Source organism: Parasaccharibacter sp. TMW2.1882 (assembly GCF_023337635.1).
Taxonomy (GTDB): domain Bacteria; phylum Pseudomonadota; class Alphaproteobacteria; order Acetobacterales; family Acetobacteraceae; genus Bombella; species Bombella apis.
In genome coordinates, this window is sequence record NZ_NWUT01000001.1 from 443,643 (window position 1) to 460,433 (window position 16,791).

A 16,791-nucleotide genomic window follows, 5' to 3' on the forward strand; every position below is an offset into this window, starting at 1 on the left:
TCAAAGCACCAGAGAATAAGGGTTCTGAATGAGGTCACGCAGCGTATTGAGCCACTGCGCACCAAGAGCACCATCCACGGCACGATGATCCACCGAGAGCGTGGCCGTCATGACGGTTGCCACGGCCAGCTCACCATCCCGCACCACGGGGCGTTTCTCACCCGAAGCAACCGCAAGGATGGCAGCCTGCGGCGGATTGATGATGGCGGCGAAGTCCTTCACGCCAAACATGCCCATGTTGGAGATGGAGAACGTTCCACCCTGATAGTCCTCAGGCGAGAGCTTGCCGTCACGGGCACGGGTCGCAAGACTGCGGGCCTCCTGACTGATCTCCCTGAGGCTCTTGCGGTCAGCCTGCCGGATGACCGGCGTCACCAGCCCATCCGGCACGGAGACGGCCATGGAAATGTCCACATCCTCGAAATGCAGCATCTCGGTCTCGGTGAACTGGACGTTCAGGCCCGGCAGCTTCTTCAGGGCAAGAGCCACAGCCTTGATCATCATGTCATTGACAGAGATCTTGCAGCCCTCGGCCTCCAGAGCCTTGTTCAGGCGGCTGCGCAGGGACAGCAGGGCATCCAGCTCGATATCGACAGAGACATAGAAATGCGGCACCTGTGTCTTGGATTCCGTCAGGCGGCGGGCAATCACCTTCCGCATCCCGGAATGCTTCACATGCTCCACATGACCAGCTGCCGGAGCGGCCGCAGACAACGCAGCCGGAGCAGGCTTCTGCCCCTTCGCCTTCTCCACGTCACGCCGCAGGATGCGGCCATTGGGGCCTGTCCCTGCCAGGCTGGCAATATCAACCCCATGCTCCTTGGCAATGCGACGGGCCAGAGGAGAAATGAAGATACGCTCCCCTTTGCCTTTTTCAGGTGCAGCCGGCTTCTTGTCCGGGTCGAAAGAGGAAATCTCAATCGGGGCGGGAGCCTCGTCCTTTACCCCGGCCTTCTTTTCCGGTTCCGGCTTTGCCCCGGCAGCCGGAGCCTCCGGAACATCCTCCCCCTCATCCACCAGAATGGCGATCGGGGTTTTCACGGCCACATGCTCGGTCCCTTCCGGAATGAGGATCTTCCCAAGAATCCCCTCATCCGCCGCTTCCACTTCCATGGTCGCCTTGTCGGTCTCGATCTCAGCGATCACATCGCCGGACTGGACCATGTCACCCTCTTTTTTAAGCCAGCGGGCGACAGTACCTTCCGTCATGGTCGGAGACAGGGCCGGCATTAAAATATTGATTGCCATCGGTTTCAGTCTCCAAACTGCTTGCGCACAGCCTCAACAATCCATTCCGGCTTGGGCAGGGCCAGCTTCTCCAGATTTGCTGCATAAGGGAGAGGAATATCCAGCCCGCAGACACGGGCCGGAGGGGCATCCAGCCAGTCGAAGGCCTGCTCGACGGCAACCGTGCAGATTTCGGACCCGATGCCCGCAACCGGCCAGCCTTCTTCCACCGACACGATGCGGCTCGTCTTCTTCACGCTCTTGATGATCGTTTCCGTATCGAGCGGACGCAGGGTCCGCAGGTTGATCACCTCGGCCTCGATGCCCTGCTCGGCCAGAAGCTCGGCAGCTTCCAGAGCCACGCCAACCATGATGGAGAAAGCGACCAGCGTCACATCCTTGCCTTCACGCTCGATCTTGGCCTTGCCGATCGGCAGGATGAAATCCTCATCCACCGGGCATGGGAACTTCTTGCCGTACATGATCTCATTTTCCAGAACCACGACCGGGTTCGGATCACGGATGGCGGCACGGAGCAGGCCCTTGGCATCTGCCGCAGACCACGGGGCCACGACCTTCAGGCCCGGAATGTGGGCATACCAGCTGCCAAAGCACTGGGAATGCTGCGCCCCGACACGGGCCGCTGCTCCGTTGGGACCACGGAACACGATCGGACAGGACATCTGACCACCGGACATGTAACGTGTCTTGGCGGCAGAGTTGATGATGTGGTCCACAGCCTGAAGGGAGAAGTTCATCGTCATGAATTCGACGATCGGCTTCACACCGGACAGGGCGGCACCAACGGCCATGCCGGTGAAGCCATGCTCCGTGATGGGCATGTCCATGACACGCTTCGCACCGAATTCATCCAGAAGGCCCTGACTGACCTTGTAGGCGCCCTGATACTGGGCCACTTCCTCACCGAGCAGGAACACGTCCTCATCACGACGCATCTCGGCAGCCATGGCATCACGCAGAGCCTCACGCACGGTGATCTCGGCCGTCTCCCCCCATTCAGGCTCGACCAGATCGGTCGTGGAGGTGCTGGCCGGAGCCTGTGGTGCGGGCGTCTGGGCAGGAACGTTCTTTTCCACCTTGGAAGCAGAGCCAGCCTTGGGACCGAGGTCCAGCCCGTCCGCTGCAGAAGCGTCCTCACCTTCCTCCAGCAGGACGGCGATGGGCGTGTTCACCGCCACGTGGTCCGTTCCCTCGGTGACGAGGATACGCCCCAGAACGCCTTCCTCGACGGCTTCCATTTCCATGGTGGCCTTGTCGGTCTCAATCTCGGCGATCACTTCGCCGGGCTTGACCACATCACCTTCTTTCTTGACCCAGCGGGCCAGTGTTCCCTCCTCCATCGTCGGGGAGAGAGCAGGCATGAGAATAGGAGAGGCCATGAGTTATTCCCCCACCAGAACGTCGGTCCAGAGCTCGGATGCATCCGGCTCAGGGCTGGTTTCTGCAAATTCGGCAGCATCCTTCACAGTGGCCTTCACATCCTGTTCCACTGCCTTGAAGAAGGCTTCATCAATCCCGTGCTTGATCATTTCTGCTTTCAGCGTTTCGATCGGGTCACGTGTCCGGCGCATCTCGTCCACCTCGGACCGCTGGCGGTACTTCGCCGGGTCTGACATGGAATGGCCACGATAGCGGTAAGTTTCCATCTCCAGCAGGAACGGCCCCTTGCCGGAGCGGCAATGCTCCATGGCTTCTCTGGCGGCCTGATAAACGGCGGCCACATCCATGCCATCCACCTTACGGGATGGAATTCCCCACGGAGCGGCATTCTTCGAGAGGTCCTTGGAGGCGGAGGAGCGCTCAATGGAAGTCCCCATGCCGTAACGGTTGTTCTCGATCACATAAAGGCAGGGAAGCTTGTGCAGGGCGGCGAGATTGAAGCTCTCATAAACCTGCCCCTGATTGGACGCACCCTCACCGAAATACACGATGGAAACGGCACCATCCTTCTTGTAGGCACTCGTCAGGGCAAGGCCGGTCCCGATGGCCACCTGCGCTCCGACAATACCATGCCCTCCGTAGAACTCCTGTTCCTTTGAAAACATGTGCATGGAGCCACCCTTGCCGTGGGAATACCCCCCTGAACGGCCTGTGAGCTCCGCCATGACGCCACGGGCCGTCATGCCAGCCACCAGCATCTGCCCGTGATCACGATAGGAGGTGATGGAACGGTCGCCCTTCTTCATGGCGAGACCGATACCAGCCACGACAGCTTCCTGACCGATATAAAGATGGCAGAAGCCACCGATCAGCCCCATGCCGTACAGCTGGCCGGCCTTTTCCTCGAAGCGACGCACAAGGAGCATTTCCCTGTAGGCACGCTCCATTTCCTCCCGTGATAGCGCCGGGCCATTCTGCCGGTTCGGCGCGTCCGTCATAGAACCCATGACACTCTCCCGCGGTTGACGATTTCAGATAGGGCGGACTTGTAACAACAGTCCCTTCCAAAAGCTAGCTATCCGAGACCCCCTCCAACCATTTTTTATACCGGACCGGTACTCTTTTCAGAAACCGAGCAGCCTGCGGGCTGCAAGCCCCGGATCTTCCTCACGCAACAGTGATTCTCCGACCAGAACGGCACTGCACCCTGCCTCGCCAACCTTGGCCAGATCATCCGGCGTGGCAATGCCACTCTCGGACACGACAAGACGATCCGGCGGAACCTGCGGAGCAAGGTCCAGCGTCGTCTGAATGTCCGTCTTCAATGTCTTGAGGTTCCTGTTGTTGATGCCGATCAGGAAACTGTCATAAGCAAGCGCCCGATTCAGCTCTTCTTCGTTGTGCACCTCAAGCAGCACATCCATGTCCAGACCACGGGCCAGAGCGATCAGCTCAACAGCCTCATCTTCCTTCAGGGCGGCCATGATAAGCAGGATGCAGTCCGCCCCGATGAGGCGGCTCTCATGAACCTGCCATGGCTCAAGGATGAAATCCTTCCGCAGGATCGGAAGGCTGCATGCAGCACGGACGGCCTGAAGGTCTTCCGCACTCCCGTGGAAACAGGACCCTTCCGTCAAAACGGAAATACAGCTTGCCCCAGCATTCTGATAGGACCGGGCGATCTGCGCCGGATCATACTCAGGCCGCAGGATTCCTGCCGATGGAGATGCTTTTTTCACCTCTGCGATGAGTCCCACACGCCTGTCAGCCGTAATATGCTGAAGGGCCTGACCAAACCCACGGGTCGGCATGGAGACTTCCTTTGCCTTGGCAGCAATCTCCTTCAGCGGCATCACCTGCATCCGCTGCTCGACATCAAGGCGGGTCCGGGCACAGATGCGCTCCAGCACATCACCGCCGCTCTCCCCGCTACCTGATGTGGCAGGCTGGGGGACTTCCGACGCTACCGCCTCCTGTGCATCACCATTTGAAGGGACATCAGAAGCCGGAACCTGTCCACCATCCTCTGCAGGGGCAAAAGCAGCCATCGACCGCTGTGGCAAAAAAATCATGATCGTCCTGAATCTTTACCTTGGAACATTACCGAACGGTTCTAGCGTTCAGTCCTGAGCACTTACACCCGTTTGAGCCCGGATTAAAGCCTTCCGGGCCAGCCCTTCATCAAGGGAGCGGGCTGCCTCGGCCACGTTGCGCCTCAGAGCGGGAACAGAGAGACGGCCACTCTCAAGCAGATTCCCCCGCCCGGCAACATGCAGGCCAACAGCTGCATTCAACAGCACCGTATCCCGATAACAGCCTGTTTCTCCTGCAAAAAGAGCCCTCATGCGCTGGGCATTGCAGATGGGGTCTCCCCCCTTCAGGGCGGCAATGCCGTAATGCGGCAGACCGGCCATTTCCGGTGTCAGGTCAAAAGAAATGATCTCCCCATTCTCCCACACATCATTGTGTGTTGGGCCGGCGAGAGTCAGTTCATCAATTCCGCCTTCATCCGTATGACCATGCACAACCCAAGCGGAAACAGCCCCCAACTCACCCAGCACCCGGGCCACTGGCCGGCACCAGACTTCATCAAACACGCCCACCAGCTGCCGCCGGACCCGCGCTGGATTGCAGAGCGGCCCCAGAAGGTTGAAGAGTGTCCTGAAACCAAGCTGTTTGCGAACAGGTGCAGCCACACGCATGGCCGGGTGATGGAACGGCGCTGCCAGAAAAGCGAGATTTTCCTGCCTCAGACGTTTTTCCTGCCGGGCATGGTCCGCATCGGCAGGAATCCCCAGAGCTTCCAGAACATCCGTTGCCCCGGCCCGGGAAGACAGGGCCCGCCCCCCGTGCTTGGCCACGGGCACGCCCAGCCCAGCCAGAACAAAGGCCGTGGCTGTGGAGACATTCAATGTTCCCAGGCCATCGCCCCCTGTGCCGCAGACATCCACCGTGTCATCCGGCACGTTCTGCAAGGCCTGCATACTCTGCCGCACGGCCTGCACAGCACCTGAAAGCTCCTCAACGGTCTCTCCCCGCATCTGAAGGGCCATCAGGAAAGCGGCAAGTTCAATATCCGAAACGGCTCCCTGCATGATGAGCCTGAAAGCCTGCTCCGCCTCAGAAACATCCAGCTCCTTTCTGGCGGCGACTTTCCTGAGAAAAGACGCAAATGGCTTCTCCTGCCCGCCCATCAGCCAGTTGCACCCTCTTTCTGCGGAAGAACATTGGCCAGTCGCAAAAAGTTGGCCAGAAGGTCACGCCCGGAATTGGAGGCAATGCTTTCAGGGTGGAACTGCACACCATGGATCGGATGCTCCCGGTGACGGACCCCCATGATGACACCATCCTCCGTCCTTGCATTGACGATGAGCGAATCCGGTATGCTGTCCGGGTCCAGCGTCAGGCTGTGATAGCGCACCATATCCACCGGGTCGGGCAGCCCGGCAAAGACCCCGCTGCCATCGTGATGGATGGCATTGATCTTGCCATGCATCGGCACGGCAGACCGGACGACCTTCGCCCCGAAGACCTGCCCAATGGACTGGTGGCCCAGACAGACACCCAGCACGGGGACCTTCCCCGCTGCTTTTTCAATCAGCTCACAGCAGATACCCGCTTCATCGGGAGAACAGGGGCCGGGAGACAGCACAATGGCAGAAGGATTCATCTCCAGCGCCCGGTCTGCGGTCAGCGCATCATTCCGTTTCACCGCACATTCCACACCCAGTGCTCCGAAATGATGCACCAGATTGAAAGTGAAACTGTCATAGTTATCAATCAGCAGGATCATCTGACTCTCTCCTCACATCCAGAGGTCATATCTGCTTTCTCAGATGATGTGCGGGATGAGGAATTACACCCCCCTTCCCCAGAAAACGCCTGCTGCCCATTATGAACAGCCTGACCAATGGCCGCCTCCGCAGCAGTGAAGAGCGCCCGGGCCTTGGCTCTCGTCTCCTGATATTCCGCCTCAGGGTCAGATTCCGCCACGACACCGCAACCGGCCTGCACATGCATCTGGCCATCCTTCAGCAGGGCCATGCGCAGACCGATGCAGGTATCCATGTCACCATCCGCTCCGAAATAGCCGACACACCCGGCATAAGGGCCACGCCGGGTGGGCTCCAGCTCGTCAATGATTTCCATGGTGCGTATCTTCGGCGCCCCGGTCAGCGTTCCCGCCGGGAAAGCAGCCGAGAGAGCATCCAGCGCCCCGCATCCCGGCTTCACCCGGCCCGTCACGGTCGATGAAATATGCATGACATGGCTGTAGCGCTCCACCACGAAACGGTCGGGCACCTCCACGGTCCCGAGCTGGGACACACGCCCCACGTCGTTCCTGCCCAGGTCGATCAACATGAGATGCTCGGCAAGCTCCTTGCCATCAGCGAGCAGCTCTTTCTCCAGTGCCAGATCATGGGCCCGATCCCGCCCGCGGGGCCGGGTTCCGGCCAGAGGACGGACCGTTACGATACCATCCCGCATCCGCACCAGAATCTCCGGGGACGACCCTACGAGGGTGAATTCACCCAGCTCCATCAAAAACAGGAACGGTGCCGGATTGATGCGCCGCAAACTGCGATACAGGGCCAGTGACGACAGGGGAAACGCTGTCGTGAAACGCTGGCTCGGAACAATCTGGAAGGCATCACCCGCTGCAATATAATCCTGCGCCGTCCTCACCTTCTGGAGAAAAGCCTCATGCATGATGTTGGAAACAGGCTCCGCCAGCCGGGTTCCCTCTGGCAGGGTCTCTGCCGGGTCAGCAACGGGCTGCCGCAGAGCGGCCACAGCCTTCTCCAGCAGCGCCTCCCCTTCTGCCCTGGCCATGCCATCACGCAACGGGGTGGCCAGAATCAGCTCGTCCCGCACCGTATCGAACACAGCAAACAGCCGGGGACGGATCATCACCCCTTCTGGCAGGTCCAGGTCATTCGGCGGCGGGTTGGGAAGGTCTTCCATCTGCCGGACCATGTCATAGCCCAGCACGCCAAAGACACCGCCAATCATCGGGGGCAACCCCTCCGGCAGGTCCATACGGCTCTCATCAAGCAGAGCCTTCAGCGACACCAATGGAGCCGCCTCTTCCGGCCTTCCATCACGGAATGCCTGACCATCCTTGCAGCGCCAGATCGTATCCGGCAGCAGGGCTATGATGGAATACCGCCCTCTGGCAGCGCCTCCCTCCACACTCTCGAAAAAGAGGCGGTACGGATCATCCACCAGACGGGAAAGACGGAGAAAAACCGAGAGCGGTGTCAGCAGATCGGCTGCTTCTACCCTATGTAATATCCTGCTCACTGCTGGCCCAACCTTCCTGAAATCATGCTCAGCACCCTCTCATTCACATCACTGAACAGAGCTGCATTGAAATGACGGGGAGGAGCCTCCCGGGTATAGGACATGCCCAGCGTCTCCTGAAGATCATTGCGGTAAGCCCCGGCTATCAGGCTTGCCTGACGCTGCCGGATGGCCTGCATCATGGTCGGTGATTCCGCATACTGCCCTGTCACATTGACAAGCCAGTAGCCATCTCCCTCCTGGAGCATGGCTGTCTGTCCCTGTTTCTGCTCAAGCGCCGCCCTGAGAATGAGGGCGGGTACATCGTTCCGCAGCTGGAGGCGAGAAAAATGCTCATCCTTCTGGAGCATGGCTTCCTCTTTCTGTCCTGCCAGAGCCTGACGCAGCCCCTCTTTTTTCGCCTGCTGATACAGGGCGGTGACCCTCTGCTCAGTGGCGTGTTTCCGGGCATCCGCCAGCCAGGCATCCTTGACGGCCTGCTGCACGACCTCGTACGGCTCCTGCCTGCCCGGCGTGACACCATCCACCAGCACGGCAAAAGCACTGCCATCCGGTCCGGTCACGACATGCGGCGGCTCATCTTTCTTCTGACTGAAGACCTGCTCTATCAGAGCCTGACGCAGGGCGGCATCACCCGGCAAAGGAGCAGGCTCCCCGCCCGGCAGATTGCCATGGGAATCCAGACTGCCTTCCAGAGGGAAAGCACCAATGTCGGCCGGAACCTTGTCCAGCGTGACAGACCCGGCCACGGCCTCCTCAAAGGCTCTCTGACGGTCCTTCAGCATGGCCGTCGCCCGTTCATTGGCCAGATCCTCACGGAGACTGTCCTTCAGGCTTTCAAAACTGGCATGTCTCGCAGGCTTGACGGACAGCACATGTACCACGCTCCAGCCAGCGGCCGTACGAACAGGTGCGGAAACATGACCCTCCGGCGTGGCAAACGCTGCCTTGCCCAAGGCCTCATCAGGCAGATCGGTCAGACGGGCGTCATTCAACGTGGCAGGAATGGCTTTAGGGTACTGCTTCTGCAAAGCCGCCCAAGACTGCCCTCCCCGCCATGCTGCCGCCAGACTCTTTGCCGTAGCCTCATCCGTCACGGCCAGCACCTCAATGGAGCGCAGTTCCGGACTGTTATGCCGGGCCGCCTCGGCGGGGTCCTGCATCTTCATCCTGTATGCCGCCTGGAGGTCCTCATCAGAAATCTGGATCGTCTTTGCGACACTGCCTGCCGTCATGATCACGATCCGGGCATGACGGTACTCCGGCTGCCGGAACTGCCAGAGATGGTTCTGATAATAACGCTTCAGCTGCCCATCAGTCGGTTGGGCAGACACCTCTCCCAGAGAGAACGGCAGACGCACCATATCCACCACGGCGCCATGACCGATATAGTTCATCAGCCAATCCAGCTCCTGCGCCGGGGGCTGCACGGTTTTACCGAATGCAAGCAGAGTGGCACTACCATAAAGCATGCGCCGTACTTCCTGCGTCAGATCCTGATGACTCATATTGTTACGCCCGAGCACCGCCTCCATCTTCTGCGGGTCAAAGCGGCCACTGGGATCCTGGAAATCCGGCATGGCAAAAACAACCCCACGAATCGTTTCATCCCCAGGATTGAGGCCATTCCGCCTGCCAGCCAGTTCTCCCTCATGCACCAGAATGAGACTGCGCAGGGCCGTATGGCCGATCTCCTGCCGTCCCTGCGGGGTCTTCAGGAATTCAGCCGAACCACCCGTCTGCTGAAGGACAGAGGCAACCTGATTCTGGATGGCTTTCTGAAACTCGGCAGGGGTGATCTTGTGTGCTCCGACCTGCACCACGGTATCACCGCCCAGACCGGCCATGCCGCCGCCCAGCCCAAAAAAGGTGCCTCCCAGTACAACAAAAGACACGAAAACCATTAAGGCGATCACCCGGCCGAGCCAGGAGTCAACCAGGAAATGACGCAGGGCAGTAATCATCGAAGACGCATATCACTTTACTGATGGCAGAATAGCATTAGCCGGGAAAACCCGCTAAGCTGCCCCAGCATAGAGATGCCGACACAGATTGACCAGCACGGCGTGTCCCTTCTCTGCTCATGCGCAGTGGATGCATCGTGCCGACCGGGGAGAGCAGAATGACCACCGTACCCAAATTCGTCATTGGGAACTGGAAAATGCAGGCTCGCCACGAGCACGGCCTACAGCTCGCACGGGACATTGCCCATGGCATGAAAGAAGCCCCGCCGCCAGCCCACCTTCACACCATCATCTGTCCGCCTTTCACGCAGCTCGATGGTGTCCATCAGGCCCTGAAGGAAGTCTGCCTGCCCCACGAGCAGCTGGCCCTGGGGGCACAGGACTGTTACCCGGCCTCCTCCGGGCCCTTCACGGGGGATATTTCCGCCCCGATGATCCGGGACATGGGAGCACGCTATGTCATCCTGGGACATTCCGAACGGCGCCAGAACCATGGGGAGACGGACGCAGTCATCCGTCAGAAGGTCAAGGCCGCCACGGCAGCCGGACTGACGCCAATCGTCTGCATTGGCGAACATCTGGCTGAACGGAACGAAGGTCGGGCCGCCAGCGTACTTTCCACACAGATTGAGGGCTCCCTGACACGGGGCTTCCGTGGAATCGTGGCCTATGAGCCTGTCTGGGCCATCGGCAGTGGTATCACACCCTCCCGGGAAGAGCTCCAGAGAAAGCTCCAGCTGATCCGTGCCCTGCTGCCAATGAGACTCATGACGGATGACATTCGTGTTCCGGTCCTGTATGGCGGGTCTGTAACTTCCGTGCAGGCTCCCTCCATCATGTCCATAGAGGCAGTGGATGGGGTGCTTGTCGGCAGTGCCAGCCTCGAGGCACGAAGCTTCCTGGACATCATTGGCGCTGCGGCTGAAGCAACAACGCCTCAGCCTTCCCCATAACCTGTTGGACCTGACTGCATGACCACATTACTGCTTATCCTCACTGTTCTGGTTGCCCTGGCCCTTATCGGCATTATCCTGATCCAGCGTAGCGAAGGCGGTGGTCTCGGCGTTGGCAGCAGTCAGGGACTTGGCTCCTTCATGTCCGGCCGGGGGACAGCCACCCTGCTGACCCGCGGTACGGCCGTTCTGGCTGCCATTTTCATGATTCTCTGCCTGTGTCTGGCCGTGCTGAACCGTGGGGCCTCCAGCGGTGGCAACACGCGGGACATTCTGGCCCATCCTCCTGCCAGCCAACCAGCAGCTCCAGCGGCTCCGACAGCACCGTCCCAGCCACAGCATCCCTGAGGCCATTTTTGGGGGAAGCGGAGCACATAATCTGCTTCCCCTTCCCCCCCTCTTCACTATATAAGGGCCTCCCATGACGCGCTTTGTTTTTGTGACGGGTGGGGTTGTATCCTCCCTCGGTAAAGGTATCGCTTCGGCGGCTCTGGCTGCCCTCCTCCAGGCTCGTGGGCACAAGGTCCGCATCAGGAAGCTGGACCCTTATCTGAATGTTGATCCGGGCACGATGAGCCCGTATCAGCATGGTGAGGTGTTCATCACTGATGACGGTGCCGAGACCGACCTCGATCTCGGTCATTACGAGCGTTTTACGGGTGTTCATGCCCGTCGCTCCGACAACACCACGACGGGCCGCATTTACTCCGATGTCATCGCCCAGGAACGCCGGGGCGATTACCTCGGGGCTACGGTCCAGGTCATTCCGCACATCACGGATGCCATCAAGGAAGCCGTGGTTACCGATACGGATGGCTACGATTTTGTCCTGGTTGAAATCGGCGGCACGGTTGGCGACATTGAGAGTCTTCCTTTCCTGGAAGCCATCCGCCAGCTCCGCAATGATCTGGGGCATGAGAACACCATGTGTGTTCACCTGACCCTCCTGCCTTACATTCCCTCCGCTGGTGAGCTGAAAACCAAGCCGACCCAGCATTCCGTCAAGGAACTCCAGAATGTCGGCCTCCAGCCGCAGATTCTTCTCTGCCGCTCCGACCGTCCCATTCCGCAGACAGAGCGGCAGAAAATTGCCAGCTTCTGCAATGTCCGTCCCGAAGCCGTAATTGCAGCGCTGGATGTCGATACAATCTACGCCTGCCCTATCGCCTATCACGAGCAGGGCATGGATCGTGAAGTTCTGCGTTATTTCGGCCTGCCGTTCGAAACAGCGCCAGACCTCTCCCGCTGGGAGAAAATCGTCCGTGGCGTTCGGGAGCCGAAAGGCGAAGTCCGCATCGGCATCGTCGGCAAATATACGGCCCTGCTGGACAGCTACAAGTCCCTTGCCGAGGCCCTTCTGCATGGTGGCATCTCGCAGGATGTCCGTGTCCATATGAACTGGATTGATGCAGAAGAGCTGGAAGACCCCTCCAGTCTTGAAGAGCAGCTGCGTGGCATGGATGGCATCCTCGTGCCGGGCGGCTTTGGCGAACGTGGGTCTGAAGGCAAGATCAACGCTGTCCGTTATGCCCGTGAAAACCGGATTCCGTTCCTTGGAATCTGCTTCGGGATGCAGATGGCCGTTATTGAATGTGCCCGCTCCCTCGCAGGCCTGAAGAAGGCCTCCTCCACGGAGTTCGGCCCGACAGATGAGCCACTGGTCGGCCTGATGACCGAATGGGCCCGTGGCACGGAACTGCTGCGCCGCCGTGAAGGAGGCGACCTTGGCGGAACCATGCGTGTCGGTGCCTATCCGGCCAAACTGGTTGAAGGCTCCCGTGTTGCAGAGGTCTACGGCCGGACGGACATCCGTGAGCGCCACCGCCATCGCTGGGAAGTCAACGTCCATTACCGTGACGTGCTGGAAAAAACGTCCCTGCGCTTCTCTGGCATGTCTCCCGATGGCGTTCTGCCCGAGGTGGTGGAATATCCAGACCATCCCTGGTTTATCGGTGTGCAGTACCATCCAGAGCTGCTTTCCAAGCCGTTCGACCCGCACCCGCTTTTCGTAGGGTTTGTCGGCGCGGCAAAAAAAGAACATTTGTCACGGGAACAGGATGTATGAGCGTCCCTCTGGGCAAATTTATCATTGGTCAGGATCAGCCCTTCCGGCTGATCGCTGGCCCGTGCCAGATCGAATCCCGTGATCACGCCTTCTTCATGGCCGAAGCCCTGCATGGGCTCTGTCAGGAGCTGGATATCAAGCTGATTTACAAAAGCAGTTTCGACAAGGCCAACCGCAGTTCCGTCCATGCTGCCCGTGGTGTCGGTATGGAGGAAGGGTTGAAAATCCTCTCCGACATCCGGTCCCGCTTCAATATTCCTGTGCTGACGGATGTTCACGCACCGGAACAGTGTGCTCCTGCAGCTGAAGCTGTGGATGTTCTCCAGATTCCGGCTTTTCTCTGCCGTCAGACAGACCTTCTTCTGGCCGCTGGACGGACAGGACGGGCCATCAATGTCAAAAAAGGGCAGTTCCTCGCTCCGCAGGACATGCAGAACATTGTCGACAAGCTGAAATCTACCGGCAATGAGCGTATCCTGCTCTGCGAACGTGGCACCTGCTTCGGCTACAATACACTCATCAACGACATGCGGGCCCTCCCCATCATGGCGCGCACCGGCTATCCCGTCGTCTTCGATGCCACCCACTCCGTGCAGCAACCGGGCGGATTGGGTACAGCCACCGGAGGGCAGCGTGAATTCGTTGCTCCGTTGGCCCGGGCCGCCCTGGCGACAGGTGTCAGCGCCCTGTTTATCGAGACCCATCAGGAACCGGATACGGCCCCCAGTGATGGCCCGACCATGATCCCCCTTGCTGAAATGCGGTCATTGCTGACCCCACTCAAAAAGATTGACGAACTCGTGAAAGCTGAGGGCCTCTGATCAGAGGCCCTTCCTCCCTCTCAAAACTGGCCTTGCGGTGATAGAAGGGCAAACAGGAAGCCAATCACGCACAGACCGGTGCTGATGGCCCGGACCATGATATATCCCTGCGGCAGGTCACCATGCCGGTTGGCGATTCGTTCCAGAGCAAAAATTCCTGCAAAGCCGATTGCCTCCAGCCCGAAGCCTGTGCGCAGATTTCCCAGCAGGCCTACGCAGAGGGCAAGCCACCCCCAGAGAAACGCAAACGTCCCTGAAAGAAGCGCCCGCCTGTCCCGCAGGCTCTCTCCCTTTGGCGGAATGATCGTGGGTTTGCTGGCCAGCAAACCCCACTGTACAGCCCCATAAAAAGGCAGGAGGCATCCCCCATAGGCCAGAAGGATCTGGCTGAGATGTGGCAGGGATGTCAGCACACCCGCCAGAAACAGCCAGCCCCCCACCAAAAAGGGAAAAACGCCGCCAAGCGCAACAAGCATGGCAGCCGTGACAGGAAATTGTCGCATCTTAATTGACCTCGGGCGCGGATTTTGAGACTGAAATAGAGCGAAAGCGGATCCGGTCTGCGAGCTGATAATAGGCCGTTCGGGGTCCGCCGCATAGAGTCAGGAGAATTCCCTTGAGCGCTATTGTTGATATTATTGCCCGCGAAATTCTGGACAGCCGTGGTAACCCGACTGTTGAGGTAGATGTTGAACTGGCCTCCGGTGTTACCGGTCGTGCCGCTGTTCCTTCCGGTGCCTCCACCGGTGCCCACGAAGCTGTAGAACTGCGTGATGGCGACAAAAAACGCTTCCACGGCAAGGGTGTCCTGAAGGCCGTCAACGCCGTGAACACGGAGATCGCCGACAAGCTGCGTGGCATGGAATCTGAAGACCAGATCGCCATCGACCAGGCCATGATCGACCTTGATGGTACACCGAACAAAGGCCGCCTTGGCGCCAATGCCATTCTCGGTGTGTCCCTCGCCGTGGCCCGTGCCACAGCTGAAGAGCTGGACCTGCCGCTGTACCGCTATGTTGGCGGCACATTCGCCCATGTTCTGCCGGTCCCGATGATGAACATCATCAACGGTGGTGAGCATGCGGACAACGCCATCGACTTCCAGGAATTCATGATCCAGCCGGTCGGGGCTTCTTCCGTTGCTGAAGCCATCCGCATGGGCTCCGAAATCTTCGCCTGTCTGAAGAAAGAGCTGCACAAGAACGGCCTGAACACCAACGTTGGTGATGAAGGTGGTTTTGCTCCGAACCTGAAGTCCACAGAGGAAGGCCTGAAGTACATCGAGAAGGCCGTTGCCGATGCCGGCTACAAGTTCGGTACGGACATCACCATCGCTCTCGACTGTGCCTCCACCGAGTTCTACAAGAACGGCCGTTACGAGATGAAGGGCGAAGGCAAGAGCTTCTCCTCCAGCGAGATGGTCTCCTACCTTGAGGAACTGACCAAGAAGTTCCCGATCGTCTCCATCGAGGATGGTCTGGCTGAAGATGACTGGGAAGGCTGGAAAGAGCTGACAGAGCGTCTGGGTGACCGCATCCAGCTGGTCGGTGACGATCTCTTCGTGACCAACCCGGCCCGCCTGAAGGAAGGCATCGAGAAGGGTGTTGCCAACTCCCTGCTCGTGAAGGTGAACCAGATCGGCTCCCTGACAGAGACACTGCACGCTGTGGAAATGGCCCAGCGCGCTGGCTACACCACTGTCATGAGCCACCGTTCTGGTGAGACCGAGGACAGCACCATTGCCGACCTCGCCGTCGCCGTGAACACGGGGCAGATCAAGACCGGGTCCCTCTCCCGCTCCGATCGCATGGCCAAGTACAACCAGCTGATCCGCATTGAGCAGCAGCTGGGCAAGAGCGCCAAGTATGCTGGTCACAGCATCCTGAAAAAAGCCCGCAAGTAATTACGGGAGCAGTTTAGCCGGTTCTCCCGGCTGAACTTGCGGAAAGGCCTCCACCTGGAAACGGGTGGGGGCTTTTTTTAGGGAACTATATACTTAACTCCCTTTTTTGTGCTATAAGAGGTTCGTTCTTTTGAGAGGGGGCCTTTTATGCACAACGACCATGTTACGGTAAGCACCTATCAATTTCTGAAAGCTATTCCAGATGCCGAAACAGCCAGGAAAGTTTTAGAAGAACGCCGTTGGAATGGTTTTCCAAAGTGTCCTTTTTGCGGTGAAATAAACCGTGTTCACCGGAGGAAAGTTGATGGTGGATATTTCCGCTGCAATGTCTGCAAGAAGGACTTTACCGTTCGCACTGGAACCATCTTTGAGCGGTCGCATGTGCCTCTCGATAAATGGCTTTATGCGCTATATCTGATCGTCACAGCTCGTAAGGGCATATCGTCATTACAGCTTTCCAAGGAACTTGGCGTAACCCAAAAAACAGCATGGTTTATGCTACAGCGCATCAGAACAGCTTGTGGCATGGAAAATGATGATGATGACGATGATGATAATCCGAATGGTTTCCTGAAAGGCATTGTTGAGGTCGATGAAACATATATCGGCGGGAAAGAAATGAACAAACATGCCTCAAAAAAGCTAAAGGCAGGGCGTGGTACAGTTGGAAAACTGATCGTGATGGGGTTGAGACAACGTAAGGGCCATGTTTACGCTTCTGTGCTGCCCAACACATCATCCGTTGTTATCAAAAACGCCGTCCGTAATAAGGTTATGACTGGCACGATTCTTTGCACAGACGAACACGCTTCATATGTCGGCATGAAGGAATATACACATAAGGTCGTTAACCATAGCGCAAAGCAGTTTGTGGACGATATGGCTCATACTAATAGCATTGAAAGCGTCTGGGCTGTTTTGAAGCGTGGTTTCTATGGGATTTATCATTGGTTCAGCGGGAAGCATCTTCAACGCTACCTGAACGAATTCACCTTTCGCCTAAACGAAGGAAGCTGTAAAAACCACACATACGAACGCATCAACTCCCTGCTTGATAAAGCGTTCCGGGTTAGAATATCTTATGAGAGTTTGATAAGCCATGTTTTTTTAAACGCAGAATAAATGGAAGTAATATATTTAAAACACTAAAACG

Annotated in this window: 15 protein-coding genes; 6 read left to right on the plus strand and 9 right to left on the minus strand. The window is 58.3% G+C overall.

The window, feature by feature from the left end; translation table 11 throughout:
- The 8 genes from CO583_RS02170 to CO583_RS02205 all read right to left on the minus strand — a co-directional run bounded on the left by CO583_RS02170 (position 1) and on the right by CO583_RS02205 (position 9,896).
- A complete protein-coding gene (locus CO583_RS02170) occupies positions 1–1,248 on the minus strand; it encodes a pyruvate dehydrogenase complex dihydrolipoamide acetyltransferase (protein WP_248630450.1) in 1,248 nt (415 codons plus the stop codon).
- 5 nt (positions 1,249–1,253) lie between these two features.
- Positions 1,254–2,627, minus strand: coding sequence for a pyruvate dehydrogenase complex E1 component subunit beta (locus CO583_RS02175; RefSeq protein ID WP_086431029.1), 1,374 nt, complete (start codon positions 2,625–2,627; stop codon positions 1,254–1,256).
- 3 nt (positions 2,628–2,630) lie between these two features.
- Entirely contained in the window at positions 2,631–3,635 is a 1,005-nt protein-coding gene (gene pdhA, locus CO583_RS02180) for a pyruvate dehydrogenase (acetyl-transferring) E1 component subunit alpha (RefSeq protein WP_043560353.1), read from the minus strand.
- Between the two features lie 117 nt (positions 3,636–3,752).
- Positions 3,753–4,700 (minus strand): indole-3-glycerol phosphate synthase TrpC, encoded by a 948-nt coding sequence (gene trpC, locus CO583_RS02185; protein WP_043560355.1) that lies wholly within the window; start codon positions 4,698–4,700, stop codon positions 3,753–3,755.
- Positions 4,701–4,748: 48 nt separating this feature from the next.
- Positions 4,749–5,822, minus strand: coding sequence for an anthranilate phosphoribosyltransferase (gene trpD, locus CO583_RS02190; RefSeq protein WP_248460548.1), 1,074 nt, complete (start codon positions 5,820–5,822; stop codon positions 4,749–4,751).
- The gene (locus CO583_RS02195; protein WP_043560360.1) at positions 5,822–6,421 is read right to left on the minus strand and encodes an aminodeoxychorismate/anthranilate synthase component II; all 600 of its coding nucleotides are present in this window, start codon (positions 6,419–6,421) and stop codon (positions 5,822–5,824) included. The genes trpD and CO583_RS02195 overlap by 1 nt, the downstream gene beginning before the upstream one ends.
- Complete coding sequence (locus CO583_RS02200; protein ID WP_248630449.1) at positions 6,418–7,932, minus strand: chorismate-binding protein; 1,515 nt, start codon at positions 7,930–7,932, stop codon at positions 6,418–6,420. Before CO583_RS02200 ends, CO583_RS02195 begins: the two co-directional genes overlap by 4 nt.
- A complete protein-coding gene (locus CO583_RS02205) occupies positions 7,929–9,896 on the minus strand; it encodes a peptidyl-prolyl cis-trans isomerase (RefSeq protein WP_282579631.1) in 1,968 nt (655 codons plus the stop codon). The genes CO583_RS02200 and CO583_RS02205 overlap by 4 nt, the downstream gene beginning before the upstream one ends.
- 158 nt (positions 9,897–10,054) lie before the next feature.
- Here CO583_RS02205 and tpiA point away from each other — a divergent pair, with 158 nt between their 5' ends.
- The 4 genes from tpiA to kdsA all read left to right on the plus strand — a co-directional run bounded on the left by tpiA (position 10,055) and on the right by kdsA (position 13,735).
- The gene (tpiA, locus tag CO583_RS02210) at positions 10,055–10,849 is read left to right on the plus strand and encodes a triose-phosphate isomerase (protein WP_043560363.1); all 795 of its coding nucleotides are present in this window, start codon (positions 10,055–10,057) and stop codon (positions 10,847–10,849) included.
- Positions 10,850–10,867: 18 nt separating this feature from the next.
- The gene (gene secG / locus CO583_RS02215; RefSeq protein ID WP_043560365.1) at positions 10,868–11,197 is read left to right on the plus strand and encodes a preprotein translocase subunit SecG; all 330 of its coding nucleotides are present in this window, start codon (positions 10,868–10,870) and stop codon (positions 11,195–11,197) included.
- 73 nt (positions 11,198–11,270) lie between these two features.
- Entirely contained in the window at positions 11,271–12,914 is a 1,644-nt protein-coding gene (locus CO583_RS02220) for a CTP synthase (RefSeq protein ID WP_248630447.1), read from the plus strand.
- Positions 12,911–13,735, plus strand: coding sequence for a 3-deoxy-8-phosphooctulonate synthase (gene kdsA, locus CO583_RS02225; RefSeq protein ID WP_103765486.1), 825 nt, complete (start codon positions 12,911–12,913; stop codon positions 13,733–13,735). Before CO583_RS02220 ends, kdsA begins: the two co-directional genes overlap by 4 nt.
- A gap of 20 nt (positions 13,736–13,755) precedes the next feature.
- Here kdsA and CO583_RS02230 read toward each other — a convergent pair whose 3' ends face one another.
- Positions 13,756–14,238, minus strand: a complete 483-nt coding sequence (locus CO583_RS02230) for a DUF3429 domain-containing protein (RefSeq protein ID WP_086431032.1) — start codon at positions 14,236–14,238, stop codon at positions 13,756–13,758.
- A 113-nt stretch (positions 14,239–14,351) separates the two neighbouring features.
- Here CO583_RS02230 and eno point away from each other — a divergent pair, with 113 nt between their 5' ends.
- Positions 14,352–15,638 carry a phosphopyruvate hydratase gene (eno, locus tag CO583_RS02235; protein WP_043560384.1) on the plus strand — a complete coding sequence of 429 codons (1,287 nt, stop codon included), beginning with the start codon at positions 14,352–14,354 and terminating at the stop codon, positions 15,636–15,638.
- Between the two features lie 147 nt (positions 15,639–15,785).
- The gene (locus tag CO583_RS02240; RefSeq protein ID WP_249090141.1) at positions 15,786–16,760 is read left to right on the plus strand and encodes an IS1595 family transposase; all 975 of its coding nucleotides are present in this window, start codon (positions 15,786–15,788) and stop codon (positions 16,758–16,760) included.
- Positions 16,761–16,791 lie beyond the last annotated feature (31 nt).

What these genes read in the sequence shown, in the direction of transcription:
- CO583_RS02220 (WP_248630447.1), top strand. Translation starts at nt 11,271, where the DNA reads ATGACGCGCTTTGTTTTTGTGACGGGTGGGGTTGTATCCTCCCTCGGT.
- CO583_RS02170 (WP_248630450.1), bottom strand. Translation starts at nt 1,248, where the DNA reads ATGGCAATCAATATTTTAATGCCGGCCCTGTCTCCGACCATGACGGAA.
- trpD (WP_248460548.1), bottom strand. Translation starts at nt 5,822, where the DNA reads ATGGGCGGGCAGGAGAAGCCATTTGCGTCTTTTCTCAGGAAAGTCGCC.
- CO583_RS02205 (WP_282579631.1), bottom strand. Translation starts at nt 9,896, where the DNA reads ATGATTACTGCCCTGCGTCATTTCCTGGTTGACTCCTGGCTCGGCCGG.
- secG (WP_043560365.1), top strand. Translation starts at nt 10,868, where the DNA reads ATGACCACATTACTGCTTATCCTCACTGTTCTGGTTGCCCTGGCCCTT.
- trpC (WP_043560355.1), bottom strand. Translation starts at nt 4,700, where the DNA reads ATGATTTTTTTGCCACAGCGGTCGATGGCTGCTTTTGCCCCTGCAGAG.
- CO583_RS02195 (WP_043560360.1), bottom strand. Translation starts at nt 6,421, where the DNA reads ATGATCCTGCTGATTGATAACTATGACAGTTTCACTTTCAATCTGGTG.
- tpiA (WP_043560363.1), top strand. Translation starts at nt 10,055, where the DNA reads ATGACCACCGTACCCAAATTCGTCATTGGGAACTGGAAAATGCAGGCT.
- pdhA (WP_043560353.1), bottom strand. Translation starts at nt 3,635, where the DNA reads ATGGGTTCTATGACGGACGCGCCGAACCGGCAGAATGGCCCGGCGCTA.
- kdsA (WP_103765486.1), top strand. Translation starts at nt 12,911, where the DNA reads ATGAGCGTCCCTCTGGGCAAATTTATCATTGGTCAGGATCAGCCCTTC.
- CO583_RS02230 (WP_086431032.1), bottom strand. Translation starts at nt 14,238, where the DNA reads ATGCGACAATTTCCTGTCACGGCTGCCATGCTTGTTGCGCTTGGCGGC.
- CO583_RS02240 (WP_249090141.1), top strand. Translation starts at nt 15,786, where the DNA reads ATGCACAACGACCATGTTACGGTAAGCACCTATCAATTTCTGAAAGCT.
- CO583_RS02175 (WP_086431029.1), bottom strand. Translation starts at nt 2,627, where the DNA reads ATGGCCTCTCCTATTCTCATGCCTGCTCTCTCCCCGACGATGGAGGAG.